At 71.1% G+C, this 21639-nt stretch carries 17 protein-coding genes; 2 read left to right on the forward strand and 15 right to left on the reverse strand.

The features are described from left to right. Position 1: 1 nt before the first annotated feature. The 8 genes from C4B68_RS09850 to C4B68_RS09885 form a co-directional block, all read right to left on the reverse strand. Complete coding sequence (locus tag C4B68_RS09850; protein WP_240634282.1) at positions 2–1252, reverse strand: TIGR02679 family protein; 1251 nt, start codon at positions 1250–1252, stop codon at positions 2–4. Next, positions 1243–5379 (reverse strand): TIGR02680 family protein, encoded by a 4137-nt coding sequence (locus C4B68_RS09855; RefSeq protein WP_099506144.1) that lies wholly within the window; start codon positions 5377–5379, stop codon positions 1243–1245. The genes C4B68_RS09850 and C4B68_RS09855 overlap by 10 nt, the downstream gene beginning before the upstream one ends. Then, positions 5376–6611 carry a TIGR02678 family protein gene (locus C4B68_RS09860; protein WP_099506145.1) on the reverse strand — a complete coding sequence of 412 codons (1236 nt, stop codon included), beginning with the start codon at positions 6609–6611 and terminating at the stop codon, positions 5376–5378. The genes C4B68_RS09855 and C4B68_RS09860 overlap by 4 nt, the downstream gene beginning before the upstream one ends. Next, positions 6608–8164 (reverse strand): TIGR02677 family protein, encoded by a 1557-nt coding sequence (locus tag C4B68_RS09865; RefSeq protein WP_099506146.1) that lies wholly within the window; start codon positions 8162–8164, stop codon positions 6608–6610. Before C4B68_RS09865 ends, C4B68_RS09860 begins: the two co-directional genes overlap by 4 nt. Before the next feature lie 84 nt (positions 8165–8248). Further along, positions 8249–8647: a type II toxin-antitoxin system VapC family toxin gene (locus C4B68_RS09870; protein WP_099506147.1), complete on the reverse strand. Its 399-nt coding sequence runs from the start codon at positions 8645–8647 to the stop codon at positions 8249–8251. Continuing rightward, complete coding sequence (locus C4B68_RS09875; protein ID WP_099506148.1) at positions 8644–8922, reverse strand: hypothetical protein; 279 nt, start codon at positions 8920–8922, stop codon at positions 8644–8646. The genes C4B68_RS09870 and C4B68_RS09875 overlap by 4 nt, the downstream gene beginning before the upstream one ends. 295 nt (positions 8923–9217) lie before the next feature. Next, a complete protein-coding gene (locus tag C4B68_RS09880) occupies positions 9218–10549 on the reverse strand; it encodes a class I SAM-dependent RNA methyltransferase (RefSeq protein ID WP_099506149.1) in 1332 nt (443 codons plus the stop codon). 113 nt (positions 10550–10662) lie between these two features. Beyond that, the gene (locus C4B68_RS09885; RefSeq protein WP_099506163.1) at positions 10663–12711 is read right to left on the reverse strand and encodes an APC family permease; all 2049 of its coding nucleotides are present in this window, start codon (positions 12709–12711) and stop codon (positions 10663–10665) included. Between the two features lie 555 nt (positions 12712–13266). On the opposite strand from C4B68_RS09885, the gene C4B68_RS09890 reads away from it, so the two are divergent. Then, positions 13267–13938 (forward strand): potassium channel family protein, encoded by a 672-nt coding sequence (locus C4B68_RS09890; RefSeq protein ID WP_099506150.1) that lies wholly within the window; start codon positions 13267–13269, stop codon positions 13936–13938. After that, positions 13938–14615 (forward strand): potassium channel family protein, encoded by a 678-nt coding sequence (locus C4B68_RS09895; RefSeq protein ID WP_099506151.1) that lies wholly within the window; start codon positions 13938–13940, stop codon positions 14613–14615. Before C4B68_RS09890 ends, C4B68_RS09895 begins: the two co-directional genes overlap by 1 nt. Positions 14616–14881: 266 nt before the next feature. Here C4B68_RS09895 and C4B68_RS09900 read toward each other — a convergent pair whose 3' ends face one another. From C4B68_RS09900 to C4B68_RS09930, 7 genes are all read right to left on the reverse strand, one after another. Further along, the gene (locus C4B68_RS09900; protein WP_099506152.1) at positions 14882–15601 is read right to left on the reverse strand and encodes a DUF3159 domain-containing protein; all 720 of its coding nucleotides are present in this window, start codon (positions 15599–15601) and stop codon (positions 14882–14884) included. 3 nt (positions 15602–15604) lie between these two features. After that, entirely contained in the window at positions 15605–16003 is a 399-nt protein-coding gene (locus C4B68_RS09905) for an OB-fold nucleic acid binding domain-containing protein (RefSeq protein WP_099506153.1), read from the reverse strand. 113 nt (positions 16004–16116) lie between these two features. Next, complete coding sequence (locus tag C4B68_RS09910; protein WP_099506154.1) at positions 16117–16800, reverse strand: response regulator; 684 nt, start codon at positions 16798–16800, stop codon at positions 16117–16119. After that, positions 16797–19352: a sensor histidine kinase gene (locus tag C4B68_RS09915; RefSeq protein ID WP_104879970.1), complete on the reverse strand. Its 2556-nt coding sequence runs from the start codon at positions 19350–19352 to the stop codon at positions 16797–16799. The genes C4B68_RS09910 and C4B68_RS09915 overlap by 4 nt, the downstream gene beginning before the upstream one ends. A gap of 262 nt (positions 19353–19614) precedes the next feature. Continuing rightward, entirely contained in the window at positions 19615–20373 is a 759-nt protein-coding gene (locus C4B68_RS09920; RefSeq protein WP_099503800.1) for a DUF3710 domain-containing protein, read from the reverse strand. A gap of 1 nt (position 20374) precedes the next feature. Beyond that, positions 20375–20890 (reverse strand): dUTP diphosphatase, encoded by a 516-nt coding sequence (gene dut, locus C4B68_RS09925; protein ID WP_099503802.1) that lies wholly within the window; start codon positions 20888–20890, stop codon positions 20375–20377. Beyond that, the gene (locus C4B68_RS09930) at positions 20887–21471 is read right to left on the reverse strand and encodes a PaaI family thioesterase (RefSeq protein WP_099503804.1); all 585 of its coding nucleotides are present in this window, start codon (positions 21469–21471) and stop codon (positions 20887–20889) included. The genes dut and C4B68_RS09930 overlap by 4 nt, the downstream gene beginning before the upstream one ends. Positions 21472–21639 lie beyond the last annotated feature (168 nt).

Raw genomic sequence — 21639 nt, forward strand, 5'->3', positions numbered from 1 at the left:
CTCACGACAGGTCAGACAGCAGGATGTCAAGGACCGTCTCCTCCTCTACGCGGACGCCCAGTTCTGCGAGAGCCCGGGGCAGTTCCGAGTCCCAAGGCGCCTCCGTCGGCCGACCGGTGAGGGGTGTGCCGCCAGCGCCTGCGCGCACCGCGTCACGGTAATCGGCGGCGGTGAAGCGCCAGGGCCGCCAGGAGACGTGGCGCATCAGGGCTGCGGCGATGCGCAACCCGCCCCAGTCGAAGTCCCCGTGGTACTGGAGTGTCGTCCCGTGCTGATGCAGGTGGCGCAGGAGGGTGAGGGCGGCGGCGGACGGCTGGCCCTGGAGGCACACGAGCGGTGCGGAGTGAGGGCCGTGGGTATCGGCCGCCGCTGCGAGCACGGCCGGGTTCTCGCAGATCCGAACGGTCGCGCCGGTCGAAGCGGGCGGACGGCGCACGAGCTGGCGCAGGGTGAGCACGGTCGGCTCACCCGCGTCAGCCGTCCAGTCCAGGGCGGGAGTGCCGCGCAGGTTCAGTGTGAGCACGGTCGACGAGAGTTCGTCGCGGAGCAGGCCCGCCGATGCCCAGGCGTCCCGCCGCCACTGGGCGCCGGTGCCGTCCGGGTGACCGCTCAGGGCCCGGATGCCGGAGAGGGTGAGGGTGGCGAGTGCGGTTCCGTCGTCCAGGGCGTGCGCGCTGCCGAGGTGGCGGGCTGCGAAGGCGGGAAGCGACACCGACGGCTCCGCGGGCAGGGCGCGCAGGGCGGTCGCGACCTGGCCGAGGAGGTCGCGGGCCGCGGCGGGGGTGCGGGAGAGGCGACGTACCAGGCCGTCGTCCCGGAGCCGGTCGGCCCATGCGGCAAGGGCCGGGGCCTGGTCCACGAGGGCGTTGAGCGAGGTGTATGCCTCCTGCCAGGCCCGTTCCTCGGCCTCGCGGGCCGGGCCGAGCGGCACGACCGGACCGGTGAGCGCGGCCACGGCGTCGGCCAGACCGTCGGGGCCGACGCCCGAGCGGCGCAGGAGGGCGTCCACCGCGTCGAGCCGCACGGTCAGGGACCGTCCACTGCCCGGAGCCCGACCCAGCAGCCGCTCCGCCGCCGCCCGTTGGTCAGGGGTCGGTGTGCCGAGGGAGACCGGGCCGGTGAGCGGCTGCCCTCGTTCCAGGCGTCGGCGTGCCCGGTCGACCAGCCAGGCGAGGCCGGGATCGCCCAACAGGCGGCGTAGCCGCTGCTCGTCGACCCCGGCGGTGTCGGGTGTGGCGGGTGTCAGGTCCACAGCTGCTCCGGTCCGGCCTCCGCCGAATCCGCGCGCGGTGCCGGGATCATCGTGCTCTCCTGCCGCACCGGGTCCTCGCGGCGCAGCCGCCGGGTGCCGTCCCATTCCCAGCGGGTGACGAGCACCGCCGCGACCTCGTCGATCCGCGACAGCTGCGCGATGGCGATGCCCGGCACCTGCGGATAGCAGGCCCATTCCCGCTCACTGGTCATCACCACGTCGAGGTCGAAGGCGTGCAGCAGGCTGAGGCACTTGGCGCGTGAGTCGTCGTCCACTCCGGCGAACGCCTCGTCGAGGGTGACCAGACGGGGCGCGTACGGGCTGCCGGCGCTCGCGTAGTGCGAGGAGGCGGCGGCGAACAGCGGCACGGACACAGCGAGGACCCGCTCGCCACCCGAGGCAGGGCCGGTGGCCGGGACCCAGCGTCCGTGCTGGTGCCGCTCGACCCCGAACTCGTGCCAGGTGCGGTAGTCGAGTGCGGCCGTGAGGTGCTCGAGCCAGCTGCCGGACGCGTCGTCGGTGTGCTGCCGGGCGATCTGGGCCTGCAGGAATTCGCCGACGGCCGCGCGGTCCTCAGAGGTCCAGGCGTCGGCCGACTGGCGGAGGCGGTCACGGGCCTGGCCGAGGCCGGCGGGGGCCTTGCGGGAGGCCCGCCACACGAGCCGCAGCTTCATGCCGGTGGAGGTGGGACGCTCCTCCAGCTCGACGTTCATGTCCCGTACCTGCCGTTCGGCTGCCCCCATCAATTCCTGGAGCGTGCCCGCGACCTCGGTGATCAGGTGGGTTTCGAGGATCTCCCGCTCTCGTGCGGTGAGGATGCGGGTGAGTTCGCCGACCTCGGCGGCCAGCGCCTCGGCGAGTTCGGGCACGGCGCGTTCACGGCCCTGGTAGACGATGTCGACGACCACGCCGTCCTCCACCATCCGGGCGGAGGCGCTGTGTCCGTGCCGGGACAGGGTGTCCTGGAGGGTCTTGAGTTCCTCGCTGAGGCGGCGCTGCACACGTTCCCAGGCGGCGTCCGAGTCGTCGGTCGCCGACAGACCCGCTTCGAGGGCGCGGGCCAGCGCGACGGCGGGGGTGGCGGCCCAGGGGTCACCGTCCGCGGCAGGCACGGGAAGTTCGGGCAGGGCGACCGCGATCAGGCCGGTGGCCGTGAACCGCTGAAGCGACGCGATGGCCTCCGTGCGTGCCTCGGCGGCCTCCGTCAGGCCCTTTTCCAGCTGTTCGATGCGACCTTCGGCCTTGCCTGCCGCCCGGTCGGCCTCGGCGTGGCGCTTCCGTGTGAGCTGCTGATCGGCTTCGCAGGTGCGCAGCGCCTCGGCGGTCTCGGCCAGCCGCCGCTGAAGTTCGGCGACGGCGGCGCCCACCGTCGAGCGCAGGGTGGTATGGCGCTCGTCCGCGGCGGCCGCCTCGCGCCCGGCCTCCTTCGCACGCAGCGCCAGTTCGGCGGCCCGGTCCCCTGCTTGTCCGGCCTCGGTGGCCTCCTCCTCCGCCTGGCGGGCCACCTCGCCCCGCTCCCGCAGGGCAGGCCACAGGGCGGCCAGGACGGCTGCGAGAGAACCGAGGGCGTCACGCACGGCGGACAGCCCCACCGGGTCGGCGGGCAGCCCCAGATCAGCGGCAGTCCCGGCGAGTTCGGCGGCTGCCCGCTCGGCCTGTTCGGCCGCTTCGGTGAGGTCGGCGGCCCTTTCCTCGCGCCGCGTACGGGCCCGGCGTACCGTCTCGGCGGTGGCGGCCACCTGGGCATGTGCCTGGGTGAGGGTGCGCTCGTCGGGTACCGCTGCCAACTCGCCGTCGAGGGTACGCCGACGGGCGGCCACCGCGTCGAGTGCGGCCGTGACGGCGTCCATCTCGCCCTGGAGCGCGGCGAGTTCGGTGCGCAGGGCAGCGATACGAGCTCGCCGTGCGGCATCCCGCGCACCCTCGCCGATGTACTCGGCGGCAGGCTTGGTCCACCGGCCGTCCAGTGTGCCGATCCGGAAACGTCCGTCCGACGCGGCCCAGGTCCCGGCTTCGCCGTCCGCTGCACCGCCGATGGCCGCGAGCAGCCGCGCCACTGTCTCCTCGCCCACCGCAGCGGCCTGGGCGTCCCCGTGGTCCACGGCCGGCCGCAGCAGGCCGGCGAGCGATGCGCCGTCCACCGGGCCGGTGGCCGGCGAGATCAGGACGTCGTGGCCGTCGGCGGCCAAGACCGAGCCGTCGGGGAGGACCCAGGCGTCCAGCATCCCGGACGCTTCGAGTGCCGCCTCCAGCCCGGCGCGTTCCCGCTCCGGGAGTCCGTCGCGGAAGTCCACCAGCCGCCACAGGGGTGCGCCCGGCAGCCGCTCGCGCAGGCCCGGGGTCCGGGTGGGCGGAGGCTGGGGTGCTCGGCGCCCGCCTGCTTCGAGCATGGCCAGTTCCTGGCGCACCTGGTCGGTGTGCTCCGTCAGCTCCGCCCGCCGACGGTCGGCTTCGGCGGCCTGCTCGGCCAGTTGCGCAGAGGCGGTGCTGTGGGCCCGGGTGGCGTGGGCACGCGCCGGGTAGGGCCCATCGAGGTGCAGGACCCAGTCCTGGAGTTCGTCCAGCAGACCGACCGGATCGGGGTAGGCCAGCTCGGTCCAGGCGCGGGCACGTTCCCGTACGTCGTCGAGCAGGGCCCGGCCGGCAGCGGCTGCCTCGGCCTCGGCCTGAAGGTGTGCCGTGGTGGCCTCGCCGAGATCGGTGTCCGCTTCGTCCAGCCGAACGGCTTGCCGGCGGCGTTCTTCGGCCGCGCGCACGGCCGCCTCGGCGAGACCCTCCACGTGGACCAGGACACGGTGCCCTCGTTCCACCGACTGTTCGGTGGCGCGCCGCAGTTCCGTGTCGGACAGCCGGTCGCCTTCGGGCAGCTCGATCCGGGCGGCGGCGGCCGCCTCGCTTGCCTTACCGAAGGTGTCCGCGGCCAGCTGCCGGGCGGCGCGCAGCCGGTTTTCGGCCGCGCCGAGCCGCTCCAGGGCCCGCGCGTGGAGTCGTGCGGCCTGTTCCCGGTCGTCCCGGGCCCGGTGCAAGGCGGCGGCCGTGTGCTCCACCGCCGTGGCAGCCTGTTCGAGTTCCCGGGCGCTGCGCATTTCGGGGCCTTCACGCAGGGCGGTGTCCTGAGCCCGCAGCCGGGCCTGCGTCTCCTCCAGGGCGGCGATCCGGCGCTCTGCCGCGGTCCGTTCCTCCTCGGCCCTGGCCTGCTGGGCCTGCGCCTCGGCGAGGTCCCGCTGGAGGTGCTCGTAGCGGGCGTGCTCGCCACGCGGAAGGCGGGCGCGCCGACGGGTGACGATACGGGCATAGCGCCGGTAGTGCTCCAGGAAGCCGGAGGCGGCCCGATCGGCGGCAGAGGCGGCCGCCAGCTCCTCCTTCTCCTCGTCCAGCGAGCGGAAGGCCTCGGCGACATCGGCGATGACGGCTTGGTCCATGGGGGGCAGGGCCTCGGTGAGGGCCCGGGAGAGAGCCGCCTCGTTGGGGCGTTTGGACAGCTGGGGCTGGCGCAGCTGGACAAGCAGGTCGACCAGAGCGCCGTAGCGCTGCTCACCGAGCCCGAAGAGCGTTTCGTCCACGGCCTTGCGGTACGGCCTGGCCTGGTCGTACACCATGCCGTGCCCGGCGATCGCCTCGGCGAGGCGGTCCCGGGAGAGGGCCGTGCCGGTGGCGTCGAGCAGGCTCAGGGACTCCTCGGCGCGGGCGCCGGGGCCATGGTCGACACGCTGACAGGTGAGCGCGTACCAGTGGCGGGCGATGCCGCGTCCGCTGACGGCCTTCAGTCCGCAGAGCAGCGTGCGGAAGTGCTGCTCGCCGCTGGACCCGTCGAGTCTGCCGAACTCGATCCAGGTGTAGCCGAGTCGCTCGGAATGCGGGTGCTCACCGCCGAGGAGCAGATTCCACTCCATCCGCTTGCCGGGGTCGCCGTCCGGTTCGACCCGACGCGGGCTGAGGTCCCCGTCCAGCAGAAAGGGCAGGGTGAGAGCGAGCACCTTGGACTTGCCGGTGCCGTTGTTGCCGCGCAGCAACAGTCGTCCGTCCCGGAAGTGGAACTCCTCCACGTCGTAGTGGAAGAGATCGACGAGTCCGATACGCAGGGGCTGCCAGCGGGAACGGAGTGGCGCGGGCAGAGCGGTGGTCACGATGGGCCGGCCTTTCGCTGCGCCGGCATGCGTGCGGTGCCGGGTTCGAGTACGACGGGATCGCCGACCGCGTATCGGGCGAGTGCGGGGCGCGGCACGATCCCGTGGGCGGTGCGGGAGACCAGCCCGAGGGCGGTGAGCCGGGTGACGGCCTGTTCGACGAGTTCGGCCTCCATGCCGGGGTCCCGCGCGGACTTGGCCCAGAATCCACCGTGCTCGGCGGCAAGTTCGCGTACCCGGCGGGCCAGCTGGTCGGTGGTGACCGCGTCGGCCGCCCCGGCCAAGTACTCGGCGAGCAGCAGAGTGATGTGGCCGTGCGTGCCCTGCTCCGGCATCCGGACGTCGGTGAGGTCGTCGTCGGGGTCGACCATGGCGATGCCCTCGGCCCGGATCTCGGGGACCAGGCCGGTCAGTTCGGTGATGCGGGCGGTGAGGAAGCCCCGCTGCCGGGTGAGGTAGCCGAGCTCGGCGTCGGTCAGTTCGTCGTAGTAGAGCACCGGGTCGTCCAGCAACCTGCGGGTGAGCGAGTGGCGCATCGCGCGGAAGCGCAGTTCATCGCTGTCCAGGGCGGTCTCGGAGACGAGCTCGTGCAACCGGTCGTCCAGAGCCTCGGCGTGCACCGTGGAGGGGCCCCGGCGGGTGGCGAGCAGCCCGGCCAGCACCCGCCGTTCGACGTCGTACAGGACGTCTCCGGCTCCGCTGATGTACGCCTCCTCGTCGCCGGCGACCCGGCGCAGCACACCGAGGCCGAGCAGAAGCCGTACGACGGCGGCGAGGTCGAGGCGTTCGTCACGGCGGTCCAGGGTGAACTCGATTCCGGCACGGGCGAGTTGCGGGTCCGCGGCGTCCAGCACGACCTGGTCGGCGAGGCGGCCGAGAGCGATCTGGGCCTCGCCGCGTTCGAGGGCGGCGAGCGCGAGGCAGAGCAGCACGTAGCGGCGGCGAGTGAAGGGGTTGGCAGCACGGGTCGCCTCCCGTGCAGGGTGGGTTGCGTCCGTGAAGACGCCCGGGATCTTCCGCAGCCTGGCCGTCTCGGCGTCCACCTGGAGGGACCAGCCGGTGTTGCGGTCGAACCACTCGCGAAGCTCGGACGCATGGCGGCGGACGAGACGGAACTCGTCGGCGTGCCGGCCGCGGGCGAGCAGGAGAGGCGCTTTCAGCAGCGTGCGGGCGGCTTTGCGGAGGTCGGCGGCGTGCTGTTCGTCGAGCACCTCGGCGAGGGGGGTGGTCATCGGTGGCCGCCTCCGTCCGTCAGATCGACGATCTCGATGAGATGATCCGGTCCCCGGAAGGTGCCGGAGGGCGTCCGGACCTCAGCCTCGCCACCGTCGGCGAGTGCGCTCATCCGGATCTCCATGGAACCGTCGTTACTGGTGGCCACCGTGTGCCGCATACCAGGCCGCCAGGTGGCGAGGGCATCGCCGAGCAGTTGGAGGAAGAACTGGAAGGACGCCGGGTCGAGCTCGCCGAGTTCGGAGAGCCGGGTGATGCCGTCGGTGACGAGCCGGGCGCGGGCCGCGGCGGTCTCGGCGGCCTGTTTGGCCGCCACCTCGCCGAGGTGGCGGCGCCGATCCTGCCGGTCCTCGACCTTGCGGGGCTTGCCGCGCCGCTCGTAGCTGCCTGTGCGGCGCAGCTGGGGGCTGATCCGCAGCGGGTCGGCCGAGGCCCAGGGTGTGGCGGCGGGAACCGGGCGGGCGGCGCGTGCGGCAAGGGTGTCGGCGTCGATGGTGAGGTGCCGTCCGGGGTAGAGCCCGAACGCAGTACGCCACAGCCGGTGCCGGGAGTCGTCGTCGGGGGCTTCGGCGAACCAGCGGGCGAGTGTGCGGAAGTCGGCGGACCGGTCGGAACGCCCGGCCCGCCGCTCCCCCAGCGACCGTACGACGGCGAGCATCTGGGGGATCGCCCCGAGGGCCCGGCCGCGCAGCAGCCGGGCCTGCGACTCGCGCCCGTCCCGGCTGATGAACCACGCCGCGAGCCCGTCCCACCGTCCGGCCCACCGCAGGTAAGCCTCCTGCTCGGCATGCCCGGCCTGCTCGGGCGCGGCGTCGGCGGCCTCACGTGCGGCAGCGGCCCGCAGCAGCACATCGATGCGGCCGTCCGTCTCCAGGCTCAGGATGAGCTGGGCGATGCGCCCGCCGAGGGTGATCAGGTCCTGGATGAAGCGCTCCAGGTACTGGATGAGCCGGTCCTTGTAGGCGAGGAAGACCTCCTCCTCCACCTCATGGAGGTCGATAGTGCGCTGCAGGGACCCCATGAAGGCACGGGCGTTGTCGGCGAGGGCGGTGAACCGGCTCGCCAGCGCGTCCAGCGCCAGATGTGTCTTGGCAGGGTCGGGCCGGTCGTCGGCGGCCACCACGAGGAGGGCTCGCAGCTGGGTGACGATGTCGTGCAGAGCTACGGCCTGGAGGGCGCCGCGCCGCCCGAGTGTCTCGTCGTACGCCCCCAGAGCCGCCTCGGCGGCCTCGCCGGCCCGCGTGAGCTGGTAGATGAACCGCTTGCGGTAGAAGTCCTCGACCGCGATCACCCGTGCGGTGTCCGGGTCGGCCCGCAGATTGCCCCAGTCGACCAGGCTGTCCAGCGCCTTCGTCACCGTCTCCACGTCGGCGGGGCGCTCCCCCGGCTCCATCGCGGTGTGCACGTCCTCCGGCCGCAGGTGGACCGCGAACCGCTCCTTGGCGGCCAGGAACGTGCGCATCACCTGCCGGTAGAGGGCGGCGTTGGGGACGGTCAGGTGGGCAAAGGAGCTGTAGTCGGGCTGCTCGGGGCCCTCGATCCGGGGTGTCATCGTCGATCATTCTTCCTGACCCGCGCCCACGCCGGGTACGAGATATCAGAATGCACCCGAAGCCTGATCTTTCCACCTGCGCTACTAGACCTTCTCAACCACCACCCGGGAGTGCTCGACCGTAAGCATCTCGACGTCCTCTACGTCAGAGGTCAGGATCGTCACCCGCCCCGGCTGCGCCAGCGCCGTCGCACACAGCATGGCGTCAATGGCGTACTTGTGCCCGTGCAGCCCGGCACCCCGCAGTAGGGCTGCCGCCGACTGCGCGACAGCCTGGGTGACCGGCTCGACGCGGAGACGGGAAAGGGTCCACTTCAGCGCGGCGTCATTGATCCTCGGGTGGATGACCTCGACCAGTACCGCGGCCGAGGTGATCACAGGGAGATCCGCGTCACGAGCTGCCGTCAGCCACTCGTGAACCTCTTGAGCCCGCTGTACGGCCTTGGCCAGACCCTCACTGTCCAGAACCAGGGCTCCACTCACGCAGCAGCCCCGGACTCGGACGCAGAGCCAGTGAGCTTGGCCCGCTTGGCAGCCACGGCCTCCGGATCTGCCGGGCCGTGGGCCTTCTCGAAGTCTGCGATGAGCTCGTCCAGGTTGTCGCGCTCGATCTGTCGCTGCGCAGCTCGCTCGAGATACGCGGAGACACCACGCCTACCCACCCGCTCGCGGATCGCCTGCAGAGTGCCGGCGGTCAGCGACACGGAGATACCGCTACTCGGACCGTCGCCCGGGAGGAAGTCAGCGTCATCAGCCATGGAACTAGTTTGGCATTCGGAATGCTAAAACGCCACCCGCCTACGGTGCGGCGCGACTCCCGGAAACCAGCGGACCCGGTCGCGCACGCATACGCGACCGGGGAGTGTGATGGGGCTCCAGACCGTGCGTCGTTTGAGCGTCAACAAGCCAAGGACTGCGCCGCCGCCGGCCCAGCAGTTGACGCCACTGCCTGATTCCGCAGGTCAGACGGTATGCGGGCAGGCAATCCAACGATTCACCCGTTGGATAAGCGGAAACAGGTCGAGCAGACGCACCGACCCAAGAAGATGCAGGTCAGCGCGCTTTCTTCACCAGTTCAAGAATCGCCACGCACTCCACGTGATGCGTCATCGGAAACAGATCGAACGCCCGCAGCGTCCGCACCTGGTAGCCGCCGTCGCGGAAGTACGCCAGGTCGCGGGCCAGCGCCGCGGGATCGCAGGCCACGTACGCGATCCGACGCGCTCCCAGCGAGGACAGGTGCTCGACGGTCTTCTTGCCGGCGCCCGCACGGGGCGGGTCGAGGACGATGAGGTCGACCTCGGTGATGCCGGTCCGCGGGAGGACGGACTCGACCTTGCCCTGTTCGATGCGGACACGGTCGAAGCCGGCGAGGTTGTGCCGGGCGTCCTCCACCGCGCGCTTGCCGGACTCGATGCCCAGGACCGCGCCCTGGTCGCCGAGCCGGTCCGCGAGGGCGCCCGCGAAGAGGCCGACGCCGCAGTACAGGTCGAGCGCCATCTCGCCCTTGCGCGGCAGCAGGCCCTGCATGACCGCCGTGACGAGGGTGTCGGCGGCCTTCGGGTGGACCTGCCAGAAGCCGCCGCTGCCGACGCGGTACGTACGGCCGTCGGCACGCTCACGCACGAACGCGCGGCCGTGCACGCGGTGGATGCCGCCGTCCTTCTCCTCGACGCGCATGACGGAGACGGGCCTGTCGAGCTCGACGAGGGGCAGCCGGGCGCCGGGCCGGGGCTCCAGGATCACCATGCGGTCCTGGGACCCCGTCGCCGCGATCGCCTCGACCGACGCCATGCCGGACCAGTCGCGCTGCTCGATGCCGAGCTCGCTGACCCCTTCCGCAGCGATCATGCAGTGCTCGATGGGCTCGACCTCGTGCGAGCGGTGGCGGCGCAGACCCGCCTTGCCGGTGGAGGCGTCCACCGCGTACTGCACGCGCGTACGCCATGCCGGGACCTCGCCCGCCGGCAGCTTGTCACCCTCGGCGGGCATCACCGTGCCGTCCCAGCCGGCCTCCTCGGGCGTGAGGCCCGCGAGGCGCTGGAGCTGTTCGGCGATGACCTCGCCCTTGAGACGGCGCTGCGCGCCCGGCTTGGCGTGCTGCCAGTCGCAGCCGCCGCAGCGGCCGGGACCCGCGTAGGGGCAGGGGGCCTCGACGCGGTCCTTCGACGCGTCCAGGATCCGCACGGCGTCCGCGCGCAGGAAGCGCGCGCCCTCCTCGCCCTCCGTCACCCGCGCCACGACGCGCTCGCCGGGCAGGGCGTGCCGGACGAACAGGACCTGGCCCTCGCTCGTACGGGCGATGCAGTGCCCACCGTGTGCGACGGGGCCGATCTCGACCTCGTACTCCTCCCCCACCAGCGACTTCTTCTGTTCTGCCTGCATGGTGGGGTGACTCCAGTTGAGAAAAGGGGAACGGCGGGACAACAGCCCACCAGTCTACGTGCTCGCGGATGCCGTCAGTCCTTCGCGGCTGCCTGCTCGCCCCGCCCCTGGCCTCACTTCTTCTCGCTGGGCTCCTTCGGGCGCTCCTGGGCCGGTCCCCGGCGCACCGCACCCGGCGCGTTCCAGTCCTGCCGCTTGCGGGCCCGCTGCTTGGCCGCCTCGGAGGACTCCAGCTGGTAGGGCACGGAGGTCACCATGACGCCCGGCGTGAACAGCAGCCGCCCCTTCAGGCGCAGGGCGCTCTGGTTGTGCAGGAGATGCTCGTACCAGTGGCCGACCACGTACTCCGGGATGATCACGGAGACCGCGTCGCGCGGCGACTCCTTGCGCAGGCCCTTCACGTAATCGATGACCGGCCGCGTGATCTCGCGATACGGCGAGTCCAGGACCTTCAGCGGTACGTCGATGCCGCGCCGCTCCCACTCCTGCCTCAGTGCCTTCGTCTCGGCCGGGTCGACGTTGACGCTGAGCGCTTCGAGGGTGTCGGAGCGCAGCAGCTTGGCGTAGGCGAGGGCGCGCAGCGTCGGCCGGTGGATCTTGGAGATCAGGACGACGGAGTGGACGCGGGAGGGGCGGACCGTGTCGTTGGACGGCTCTTCGGGGGCGGCCAGTTCCTCGGCGACCCGGTCGTAGTGCTTACGGATGGCCGACATCGTCGCGTAGAAGATCACCATGCCGAGCAGAGCGACCCAGGCGCCGTGGGTGAACTTGGTGACGAGTACGACGACCAGGACCAGGCCCGTGAAGAAGGCGCCGAAGGTGTTGATGCCGCGCGAGCGGTTCATGCGGCGGCGCTTGGCCGGGTCCTTCTCGGTGGCCAGGAGGCGGTTCCAGTGCCGGACCATGCCGGTCTGGCTGAGCGTGAAGGAGACGAACACGCCGACGATGTACAGCTGGATCAGCCGGGTCGAGTCGGCCCCGTAGATCCACACGAGGAGTCCGGCCGCGCCGGCAAGGAGGACGATGCCGTTCGAGAAGGTGAGGCGGTCGCCCCGGGTGTGCAGCTGGCGCGGGAGGTAGCGGTCCTGGGCGAGGATCGAGCCGAGCAGCGGGAAGCCGTTGTACGCGGTGTTGGCCGCGAGGAACAGGACCAGCGCGGTGGCGGTCGCCAGCACGATGAACAGGAAGCTGTCCTTGCCGAAGACGGCCTCGGCGACCTGCGAGATCACCGGGTTCTGGACGTAGCCGGAGCCGAGCGCGACGCCGTCGTGTATCAGGTCGGTGGCCGGGTTCTCGGCCATCCGGACGTTGGTCGCCATGGCGAGGGCGATGATGCCGCAGAACATGGTGACGGCGAGCAGGCCCATCATCGCGAGCGTGATCGCGGCGTTCTTGGACTTCGGCTTGCGGAAGGCGGGGACGCCGTTGGAGATCGCCTCGACGCCGGTGAGCGCGGCACAGCCGGAGGAGAAGGCGCGCAGCAGCAGGAAGAGGAGGGCGAAGCCCGCGAGGCCCTGGTGTTCGGCCTTGATCTCGTACGAGGCTGTCGGCGCCCGCAGGGTGTCGTCGAGGACCAGTCCGCGGAACGCGCCCCACGCGATCATGATGAAGACGCCCGCGACGAACACGTACGTCGGAATCGCGAAGAGCTTTCCGGACTCCTTGACCCCGCGCAGGTTCATCAGCGTGAGCAGCACGATGACGGCCACGGCGCAGGGCACCTTGTGCTCGACCACGAAGGGGATCGCCGAGCCCAGGTTCTCGATGCCGGAGGAGATGGAGACGGCGACGGTGAGGACGTAGTCCACGAGCAGGGCGCTGGCGACGGTGAGTCCGGCCTTGGGCCCGAGGTTGGTGTTGGCCACCTCGTAGTCGCCGCCGCCGCTCGGGTAGGCGTGGACGTTCTGCCGGTAGGAGGCGACCACCGTGAACATCAGCACGACGACCGCGACCGCGATCCAGGGACTGAAGTGGTACGCCGACACGCCCGCGATGGAGAGGACCAGCAGTACCTCTCCGGGCGCGTACGCCACGGAGGAGAGCGGGTCGGAAGCGAAGACGGGGAGCGCGATGCGCTTGGGCAGGAGCGTTTCCCCGAGCCGGTCGCTGCGCAGGGCGCGCCCGATGAGGATCCGTTTGGGCACGTCGGTCAGTTTGGACACGACAGTGAATGCTAAAGGGTCGAACAGGCGGGCGTCCCCACCCACTGCCGCCGATCTGACCTCGATCGCCGTGATCTGCCGCACGGACCCCCATCGACTCGCCGCTCGAACCTCCGCCGACCGGCCGCATGAATTTCCGCCGACCCGCGGCACGGACCCCCCGTCGGCCCGCCGTACGAACCTCCGCCGGCCCGCTGCACGAAACCCCGTCCACCCGCCGCACGGGCCTCCCCCGATCTGCCTCACGAGTGAAATCGGGCTCGGGTCCGGCTGCGGATTCCGCAGGTCGAGCCATCCGCATGCCTATATGACAAAACCCCTTCTGTCACCGCCTCACGGAGGTCCCATGCACGCGTCCGCAGAGCTGATCGGTGCCGTCGTCACGCTCCTCGGCCTCGGAATCCTGACACTGGTCAGCGTCCGCAGCATCGGCCGCCGCTGATCACCCAACCCGTGCACGGGGGTCCCCTCCGTGCACGGCACGTGTGTAGCTTGGGCGACGGTCTGAGACCCTGTTAAGACCAAGCAACGACTCTTGACATCGGAAGGACGGTCGTGCACATCGTCATCATGGGCTGCGGCAGAGTGGGTTCCGCTCTCGCGCAGACCTTGGAGCAACAGGGGCACACGGTCGCCGTGGTCGACCAGGACCCCACCGCCTTCCGACGACTGGGCTCCGGCTTCGGTGGCCGTCGTGTCACCGGAGTCGGCTTCGACCAGGACACCCTGCGCGAGGCGGGCATCGAGGAGGCCGGCGCGTTCGCCGCGGTCTCCAGCGGTGACAACTCGAACATCATCGCCGCCCGGGTCGCCCGCGAGATGTTCGGCATCGAGAACGTCGCGGCCCGTATCTACGACCCCCGCCGCGCCGAGGTCTACCAGCGCCTCGGCATCCCGACCGTCGCCACCGTCCGCTGGACGGCCGACCAGATGCTGCGCCGGCTGCTGCCCTCGGGCGCCGAGCCGCTGTGGCGCGACCCCACCGGCGGCGTGCAGCTCGCCGAGGTGCACGCGTCGTCGGCCTGGGTGGGCCACAAGATCAGCCGCCTCCAGGAGGAGACCGGCGTGCGCGTGGCCTTCCTCACCCGGCTGGGCGAGGCGATCCTGCCCTCCTCCCAGACGGTGCTGCAGGAGGGCGACCTGGTGCACGTGATGATGCGCACCGACGAGGTGGACAAGGTCGAGGCGGCGTTCGCCAAGGGCCCTGAAGAGGAGGCCGGTCACTGATGAGAGTCGCCATTGCCGGTGCCGGTGCCGTGGGCCGCTCGATCGCGGGCGAGCTCCTGGAGAACGGCCACGAGGTCCTGCTGATCGACAAGGCGCCGACCGCCATCTCGGTCGAGCGCGTGCCGCAGGCGGAGTGGCTGCTCGCCGACGCCTGCGAGATCACCTCGCTGGACGAGGCCGCGCTCCAGCGCTGCAACGTGGTCATCGCGGCCACGGGTGACGACAAGGTCAACCTCGTCGTCTCCCTGCTCGCGAAGACCGAGTACGGGGTGCCGCGGGTCGTCGCCCGCGTCAACAACCCCAAGAACGAGTGGCTGTTCAACGAGGCCTGGGGCGTTGACGTCGCCGTCTCCACCCCGCGCCTGATGTCGGCCCTGGTCGAGGAGGCCGTCAGCGTCGGCGACCTGGTCCGCCTCCTCCGCTTCAGCCACGGCGACGCCAACCTCGTCGAGCTGACCCTGCCCCCGGAGTCCGCCCTGGCCGGGACGACTGTGGGCGACGTCGAGTGGCCCGAGGACACCTCCCTGGTCACCATCATCCGCGGCACCCGCGTCCTCACCCCCTCCCGGGAGGACTCCCTGGAGGCGGGCGACGAACTCCTCTTCGTGGCCGCCCAGGCCCGCGAGGAGCAGCTGGAGGACCTGCTGTCGGTGCGGCGGGAAGACGCGACGAGCTAGTCGCTTCCGGTACGAGGATGGGGGCGCCCGGAGATTTCCGGGCGCCCCCATCCTCAGCCCGTCCGGCGTTCGAGGACGAGGCCGTTCAGGCCGACGGTTCCAGCCCGTCCGGCGTTCGAGGACGAGGCCGTTCAGGCCGACGGTTCCAGCCCGTCCGGCGTTCGAGGACGAGGCCGTTCAGGCCGACAGCGGGGGTCTGGGGGCGGCAGCCCCCAGGGACGCCGACACCCGCGCCGGGTACCTACACGGCGGACGGCGCCAGGTACCTACTCGGCCGACGGCGCGGCAGCCTTCCGCTCCTTCTCGGCCTTCTCCTCGGCCTCCATCTCCGCGAACACGTCGATCGGCGCGGGGGCCTTGACCAGGAAGAGCCAGGTGAGCCAGACGGCGAGGAGGAAGGGCGGGATCTTGAGGGCGACCAGAACCCAGCCGAACTTGGTGGTGTCGGCCCACCAGTAGAGCGGGAAGAGCACGGCGCACTTGGCGAGCAGGATCAGACCCCAGGCCCAGCTGGCCTTCGCGTACGCCTTCTTGCGGCCGGGGTTGCGGGTGCGCCAGGAGAGGTTCTCCTTGAAGACCGGGCCGAGGATCAGGCCGATCAGCGGGACGCCCGCGAGGGTCGTGATGATGTAGGCCATGGCCAGGCCGAGCGTGTAGAGCATGCCCGGCAGATAGAAGTCCTTCGCGTTGCCCGTCATCATCGCGAAGACCACGCCGAACGCGACACCGAAGACGCCGCCGAAGGCGTGCTTGATGGTGTCCCGCATCACGAGTCGGACCACGACGAGCAGCAGGGACACTCCGAGGGCGGCGATCGCCGACCAGTGGAGGTCCTTGTTGATCGTGAAGATGGTGACGAAGAGGAGACCGGGCAGCACCGTCTCGACCATGCCCCGGACTCCGCCGAACGCCTCGAAGAGCGCGGCCTCGGTCACCGCCCTCGAATCCTTGTGGGCGTCTTCGGTCGGCTTGTCGAGCGACGTCACCGGCTACTCCCGTCCAAGCGGTCTGAGTTCGTACTTCGGGTTGAACAGCACCCTACGGCCCCGGCTCATCGAAATGCGGCCCGAGGCGATCAGCCTGCGCCCCGGTTCGATTCCGACGATGGAGCGGCGGCCGAGCCAGACCACGTCCAGAGCGGCCGAGCCGTCGAACAGCTCGGCCTCCAGGGCCGGGACACCGGCCCGTGGCCGCAGAGTGACCGTGCGCAAGGTACCAGTAACCGTGACGATCTGCCGGTCGTGACAGTCGCCTATGCGCGTACAGCCCGCGGTCTCGGCGTCCTCCCGCAGTTCCTCGGACTCCAGGTCCTCCTGCGACGAGGAGAGCCGGTCCATCATGCGCCGGAACCGGCCCGCCGGCTTTTCGGAACGAGGAACAGCGTTCATAGGGAAAGCGTACCGGGGGGACGCCGGCGCCGACGCCCCCCTCGCGCCGGCGCCCGAACCGGTTTCCTAAAGCCACCGCTCACACTCGAACCGGGCCCGGGCCGACTCGCGGCTCACTTCTCGAACCGGTACCCCATCCCCGGCTCCGTCATGAAGTGCCGCGGGTGCGAGGGGTCCACCTCCAGCTTGCGGCGCAGCTGGGCCATGTAGACCCGGAGGTAGTTCGTCTCCGTGCCGTACGACGGTCCCCAGACCTCCTGGAGCAGCTGCTTCTGGCTGACCAGGCGGCCCGTGTTGCGCACCAGGACCTCCAGGAGGTGCCACTCCGTGGGGGTCAGGCGGACGTCGCGGCCGCCGCGGTTGACCTTCTTGGCGGCCAGGTCGACGGTGAAGTCCTCGGTCTCGACGATCACGTCGTCCTCGCCGCCCCCGGTGGGCTCCGCGCGGCGGACGGCGGCGCGCAGCCGGGCGAGCAGCTCGTCCATGCCGAAGGGCTTGGTGACGTAGTCGTCAGCGCCCGCGTCGAGCGCCTCGACCTTCTCGTCGGAGGAGTGCCGGGCAGAGAGCACCAGGATCGGCACTCGGGTCCAGCCGCGCAGCCCTTTGATCACCTCGACGCCGTCCATGTCGGGAAGGCCCAGGTCGAGCACGACCACGTCGGGGTGCCGCGCGGCGGCGAGCTGAAGTGCGGTGGCTCCGTCAGGGGCCGCGTCGACCTCGTACTTGCGTGCCTTCAGATTGATCACGAGGGCTCGGGTGATCTGCGGTTCGTCGTCGACCACGAGGACCCGGGTCATGAAGCCTGCCTTTCTGCGCTTGCCGTGGCCAGGTCTGGTGCCGTGGCCTGGTCGGGCCGGTGGTCCACCGCCCGGACCGTGAGGACCATGGTGAGTCCGCCGCCGGGGGTGTCCTCGGCGTTGAGGGTGCCGCCCATCGCCTCGGCGAAGCCGCGGGCGACCGCGAGGCCGAGGCCTACGCCCGCGCCGCGCGGGGAGTCGCCGTGGCGCTGGAAGGGGGCGAAGATGCGTTCCTTGGCCTCGTCGGGGACGCCGGGGCCGCGGTCCACCACGCGCACCTCCACGCGGTCGGCGAGGGCGCTCGCGGAGACCAGGACCGGTTCGTCGACCGGGCTGTACTTGACGGCGTTCTCGACGAGGTTGCCGACCGAGCGCTCCAGCAGCCCCGCGTCGACGGCGACCATCGGCAGGGTCTCGGGGATGTCCAGCTCGACGCTGTCCTCGGGGACGCCGCCGAGTGCCATCGGGACCACCTCGTCGAGGTCGATCTCGCGGATCAGCGGGGAGACCGTGCCGGTCTGGAGGCGGGACATGTCCAGCAGGTTGCCGACCAGGTGGTCGAGGCGGTCGGCGCCCTCCTCGATGCCTTCGAGAAGTTCCGCCTGGTCCTCCTCGGACCAGGCGACGTCGTCGGACCGCAATGAGGTCACGGCGGCCTTGATGCCGGCCAGCGGGGTGCGCAGGTCGTGGCTGACAGCGGCGAGCAGCGCCGTACGGATGCGGTTGCCCTCGGCCAGCTCCTTGGCCTGGTCGGCCTCGTGCTGGAGCCGCTGGCGGTCCAGGACCACCGCCGCCTGGGCGGCGAAGGCGGCGAGCACCCGGCGGTCCGAGGCGGGCAGCACGCGGCCCGAGAGCGCGAGGGCCATGTGGTCGCCCACCGGCATGTCGACATCGGCGTCCTCGGGACGGACTGAGGGTGCCGGGCCCACACTGCCCGCGCACGTCCACGGATCGACGTCGCTCTCGCGTTCCAGCAGCGCGACCGACTCCATCCCGAAGGTCTCCCGCACCCGCTCCAGCAGGGCTTCGAGGCTGGTCTCGCCGCGCAGCACGCTGCCCGCCAGAAAGGAGAGGATCTCCGACTCCGAGCGCAGCCGCGCCGCCTGATGGGTGCGGCGGGCCGCCAGGTCCACCACCGACGCCACGGACACGGCGACACCGACGAAGATCACCAGCGCGACGATGTTCCTCGGGTCGGAGATCGTGAGCCGGTGGAGGGGCTCTGTGTAGTAGTAGTTCAGCGGCAGCGAACCCAAGAGCGCCGAGGCGAGGGCCGGATAGAGGCCGCCGAGCAGCGCCGCCGCCACCGTCACCGACAGGAACAGCAGCATGCCGTTGGCGAGCCCGAGGTCGACCATGCCCAGCAGCACCCAGAGTGCGACCGGGCAGACCACGCCGACCAGCCAGCCCCAGATGAGCCGGGCGCGGCCGAGTTGGCTGCGCGGGATGGTGGCCAGGCCCCGCCCCTTGCCCGCCTTGTCGTGGGTGATCAGGTGGACGTCGAGGTCTGGCCCCGACTCCCGGGCCACCGTCGCGCCGACGCCCGGCCCGAGGACGTACTGCCAGCCCTTGCGCCGGGACACCCCGAGCACGATCTGGGTGGCGTTGACCCCGCGCGCGAACTCCAGCAGTGCCGCGGGGACGTCCTCTCCTATGACGTGATGGAAGGTTCCGCCCAGATCCTCGACAAGGGTGCGCTGGACGGCGAGTTCCTTGGGCGAGGCGGAGGTCAGCCCGTCACTGCGGGAGATGTAGACCGCCATGACCTCGCCGCCCGCGCCCTTCTCCGCGAGGCGGGCGGCGCGGCGGATGAGCGTACGGCCCTCGGGACCGCCCGTCAGCCCGACGACGATCCGCTCCCTGGAACCCCAGATCTTCGAGACCCGGTGCTCACTGCGGTACTCGGTGAGGTACTCATCGACCCGGTCGGCGACCCAGAGCAGCGCCAGCTCCCGCAGCGCGGTCAGATTCCCGGGCCGGAAGTAATTGGACAAGGCCGCATCGACCTTGTCGGACTTGTAGATGTTGCCGTGCGCCATCCGCCGTCGCAGCGCCTGCGGCGACATGTCGACCAGCTCGATCTGGTCCGCCCGGCGCACCACCTCGTCCGGCACCGTCTCCCGCTGCCGCACACCCGTTATCGACTCCACGACATCACCCAGCGACTCCAGGTGCTGGATGTTGACCGTGGAGATCACATCGATCCCGGCAGCGAGCAGCTCCTCGACATCCTGCCAGCGCTTGTCGTTGCGGGAGCCCGGGATGTTGGTGTGCGCGAGCTCGTCCACCACGGCGACGGCCGGGGCACGCCCGAGCACGGCGTCCACATCCATCTCGGTGAACACCGAGCCCCGGTACTCCAGCTCCTTGCGCGCCACCTGCTCCAGGCCGTGCAGCATCACCTCGGTGCGCGCCCGGCTGTGGTGCTCCACGAACGCCACCACACAGTCCGTGCCCCGCTCGACACGACGATGCGCCTCGGAGAGCATCGCGTACGTCTTGCCGACGCCCGGAGCCGCGCCCAGGTAGATCCGGAGTTTGCCGCGTCCCATGAGCCCATTGTCTTCCTGTCGCCACTGGGTAGGCAGCGTCGGCTGTGTACACAGCGCCGAGTGCCTACGCAGCGTCGACCTTACGGCCAACAATCCCGACAAAAGGGCGGAGGGGTGCGCAGGGGGCGGCTTTGACACAACCCTGATGCGTCTTCCGGCCCTGGTGCGGGGTGCCTGAAGGACCGGGAGACCGGAGGCGGGACATGAGAAAGGGCCGCCCCCCGGTGAAAGGGGTGCGGCCCACTCGTGCTTCACACAGCCGTCAGCGAACCTCGGTGATCTCCGGTCCGCGCTGCAGCTGCCCCATGCCGCCGGAGAAGCGGGATCCGCTCTGCTCCTCCTGCTGGACACCCTCGGGGACCATCTGCGCGTCGTTCGGCAGCTTCAGGACGATCGGGTCGCGGGGGGCCATCGGACCCTCGCCGCGCACGACCACCGTGTCCCGGAAGATCTGCTCCAGCAGGCCCGCGGCCTGCGGCTGCACCGCGCCCTGCCCGGAGATCACTCCGCGCAGGAACCACCGCGGGCCGTCCACACCGACGAACCGCACGACCTGGTAACCGCCCGTGCCGTCCGGCAGCTGTACCGGCACCTGCGCCCGCAGCTCCCAGCCCAGCGGGCCCTCGACCTCGTCGATGACACCGCCCTGCTGGGTGATCCCGGAGGCGATCTCCTCGCGCACCTCGCCCCAGATGCCCTCGCGCTTGGGTGCGGCGAAGGCCTGCAACTGGACGGCGCTGTCCTTGAGAACCACGGTCGCCGCGACAATCGCGTCGCCCGCGACCTCGACCCGCAGCTCCATGCCGTCTACTCCGGGCACAAAGAGACCGCCCAGGTCCACCCGGCCCTCGGCCGGGTCGCGGACCTCCGAGCTGTCCCAGGGCCCGTCGGGGCGCGGCTCGGGTTCGAGCCTCACGCGCTCCGCCGCCTCGTCCGCCTCGGTGTCGACGTCGTCGACGACCTGCTCGGCCGCGCTCGCCGCGTCCTCGGCGGCACTGCCCTTCTTGCGACGTCCGAACACGTCACTGTCCTTCCCGGTCGGATACGACCGAAGCGTATCGATTCCCACCCGTTGTACTGCCCACGGCGGCATGACCACCGGTGGACCCGAAGCCCCCTGCGGCCCGCGCCGAGTCGGGAAGCTCCGCGACCTCCTGGAAGCGGACCTTCTCGACCTGCTGAACGACCAGTTGGGCAATCCGGTCGAAGCGCTCGAACCGCACACACTCGCGCGGATCGAGATTCACCACGATCACCTTGATCTCCCCACGGTACCCGGCATCCACCGTCCCCGGGGCATTCACGAGGGCGACACCGCAGCGGGCGGCGAGCCCTGAACGTGGGTGCACGAAGGCCGCGTACCCCTCGGGCAGCGCGATGGAAACTCCCGTGGGCAGAACCGCACGTTCGCCCGGCTTCAGTTCGCGGCTCTCGGTGGTGCGCAGATCGGCTCCCGCGTCACCGGGGTGCGCGTACGCGGGAAGCGGGACGTCCGGGTCGACGCGCCGGATCAGCACGTCTACGGGATTACGGGTCACGGGTTCACCTCGAAAGCGCGGGCGCGCCGGATCTGGTCCGGGTCGTTCATGGCGGCCCGGATCTCCTCAGGGCGGCCGTTGTCGATGAAGTGGTCGACCTTCACCTCGATGAAGACGGCGTCGGCATGGACGGCGACGGGACCGTCGGGGCCGCCGATCCGCCCGGTGGCGGTGGAGTAGATCTTCCGGCCGGCCACCGCGGTGACCTCGGCCTCCAGATAGAGCACCGTGCCGACCGGCACCGGGAGCCGGAAGTCGGTCTCCAGCCGTCCGGTCACGGCGATCGTGCGCAGCAGCCAGTTCAGCGAGCCGAGCGTCTCGTCGAGCGCGGTGGCGAGGACGCCGCCGTGCGCGAGACCCGGGGCGCCCTGATGGGCGGGCCGTACGGTGAACTCCGCCGTGATCCGGACCCCCTCCCCCGCGCGGGCCTCCAGGTGCAGTCCGTGGGACTGCTCGCCGCCGCACCCGAAACACTGTTCGTAGTGCGCGCCGAGGAGTTCGCCGGGGGCGGGCGCGTCGGGGTGCCGCACCGGCGCGACGGCGTCGGCGGGAGGCTGCAGAGCTGCGGAATTACCACTCACAGCCGCAGACCTTACCCGCCCGCCCGTCTCCCACCACCGCCCTGCCGGACAGCGCTCAGCCCTGGCCCCCTCATCGGCTCGTCTCCCACCACCGCCCTGCCCGACAGCACTCAGCCCTGGCCCCCTCATCCGCCCCTCTCCCACCACCGCCCTGCCCAACAGCGCTCA

The organism is Streptomyces dengpaensis, from assembly GCF_002946835.1.
GTDB classification, from domain to species: domain Bacteria; phylum Actinomycetota; class Actinomycetes; order Streptomycetales; family Streptomycetaceae; genus Streptomyces; species Streptomyces dengpaensis.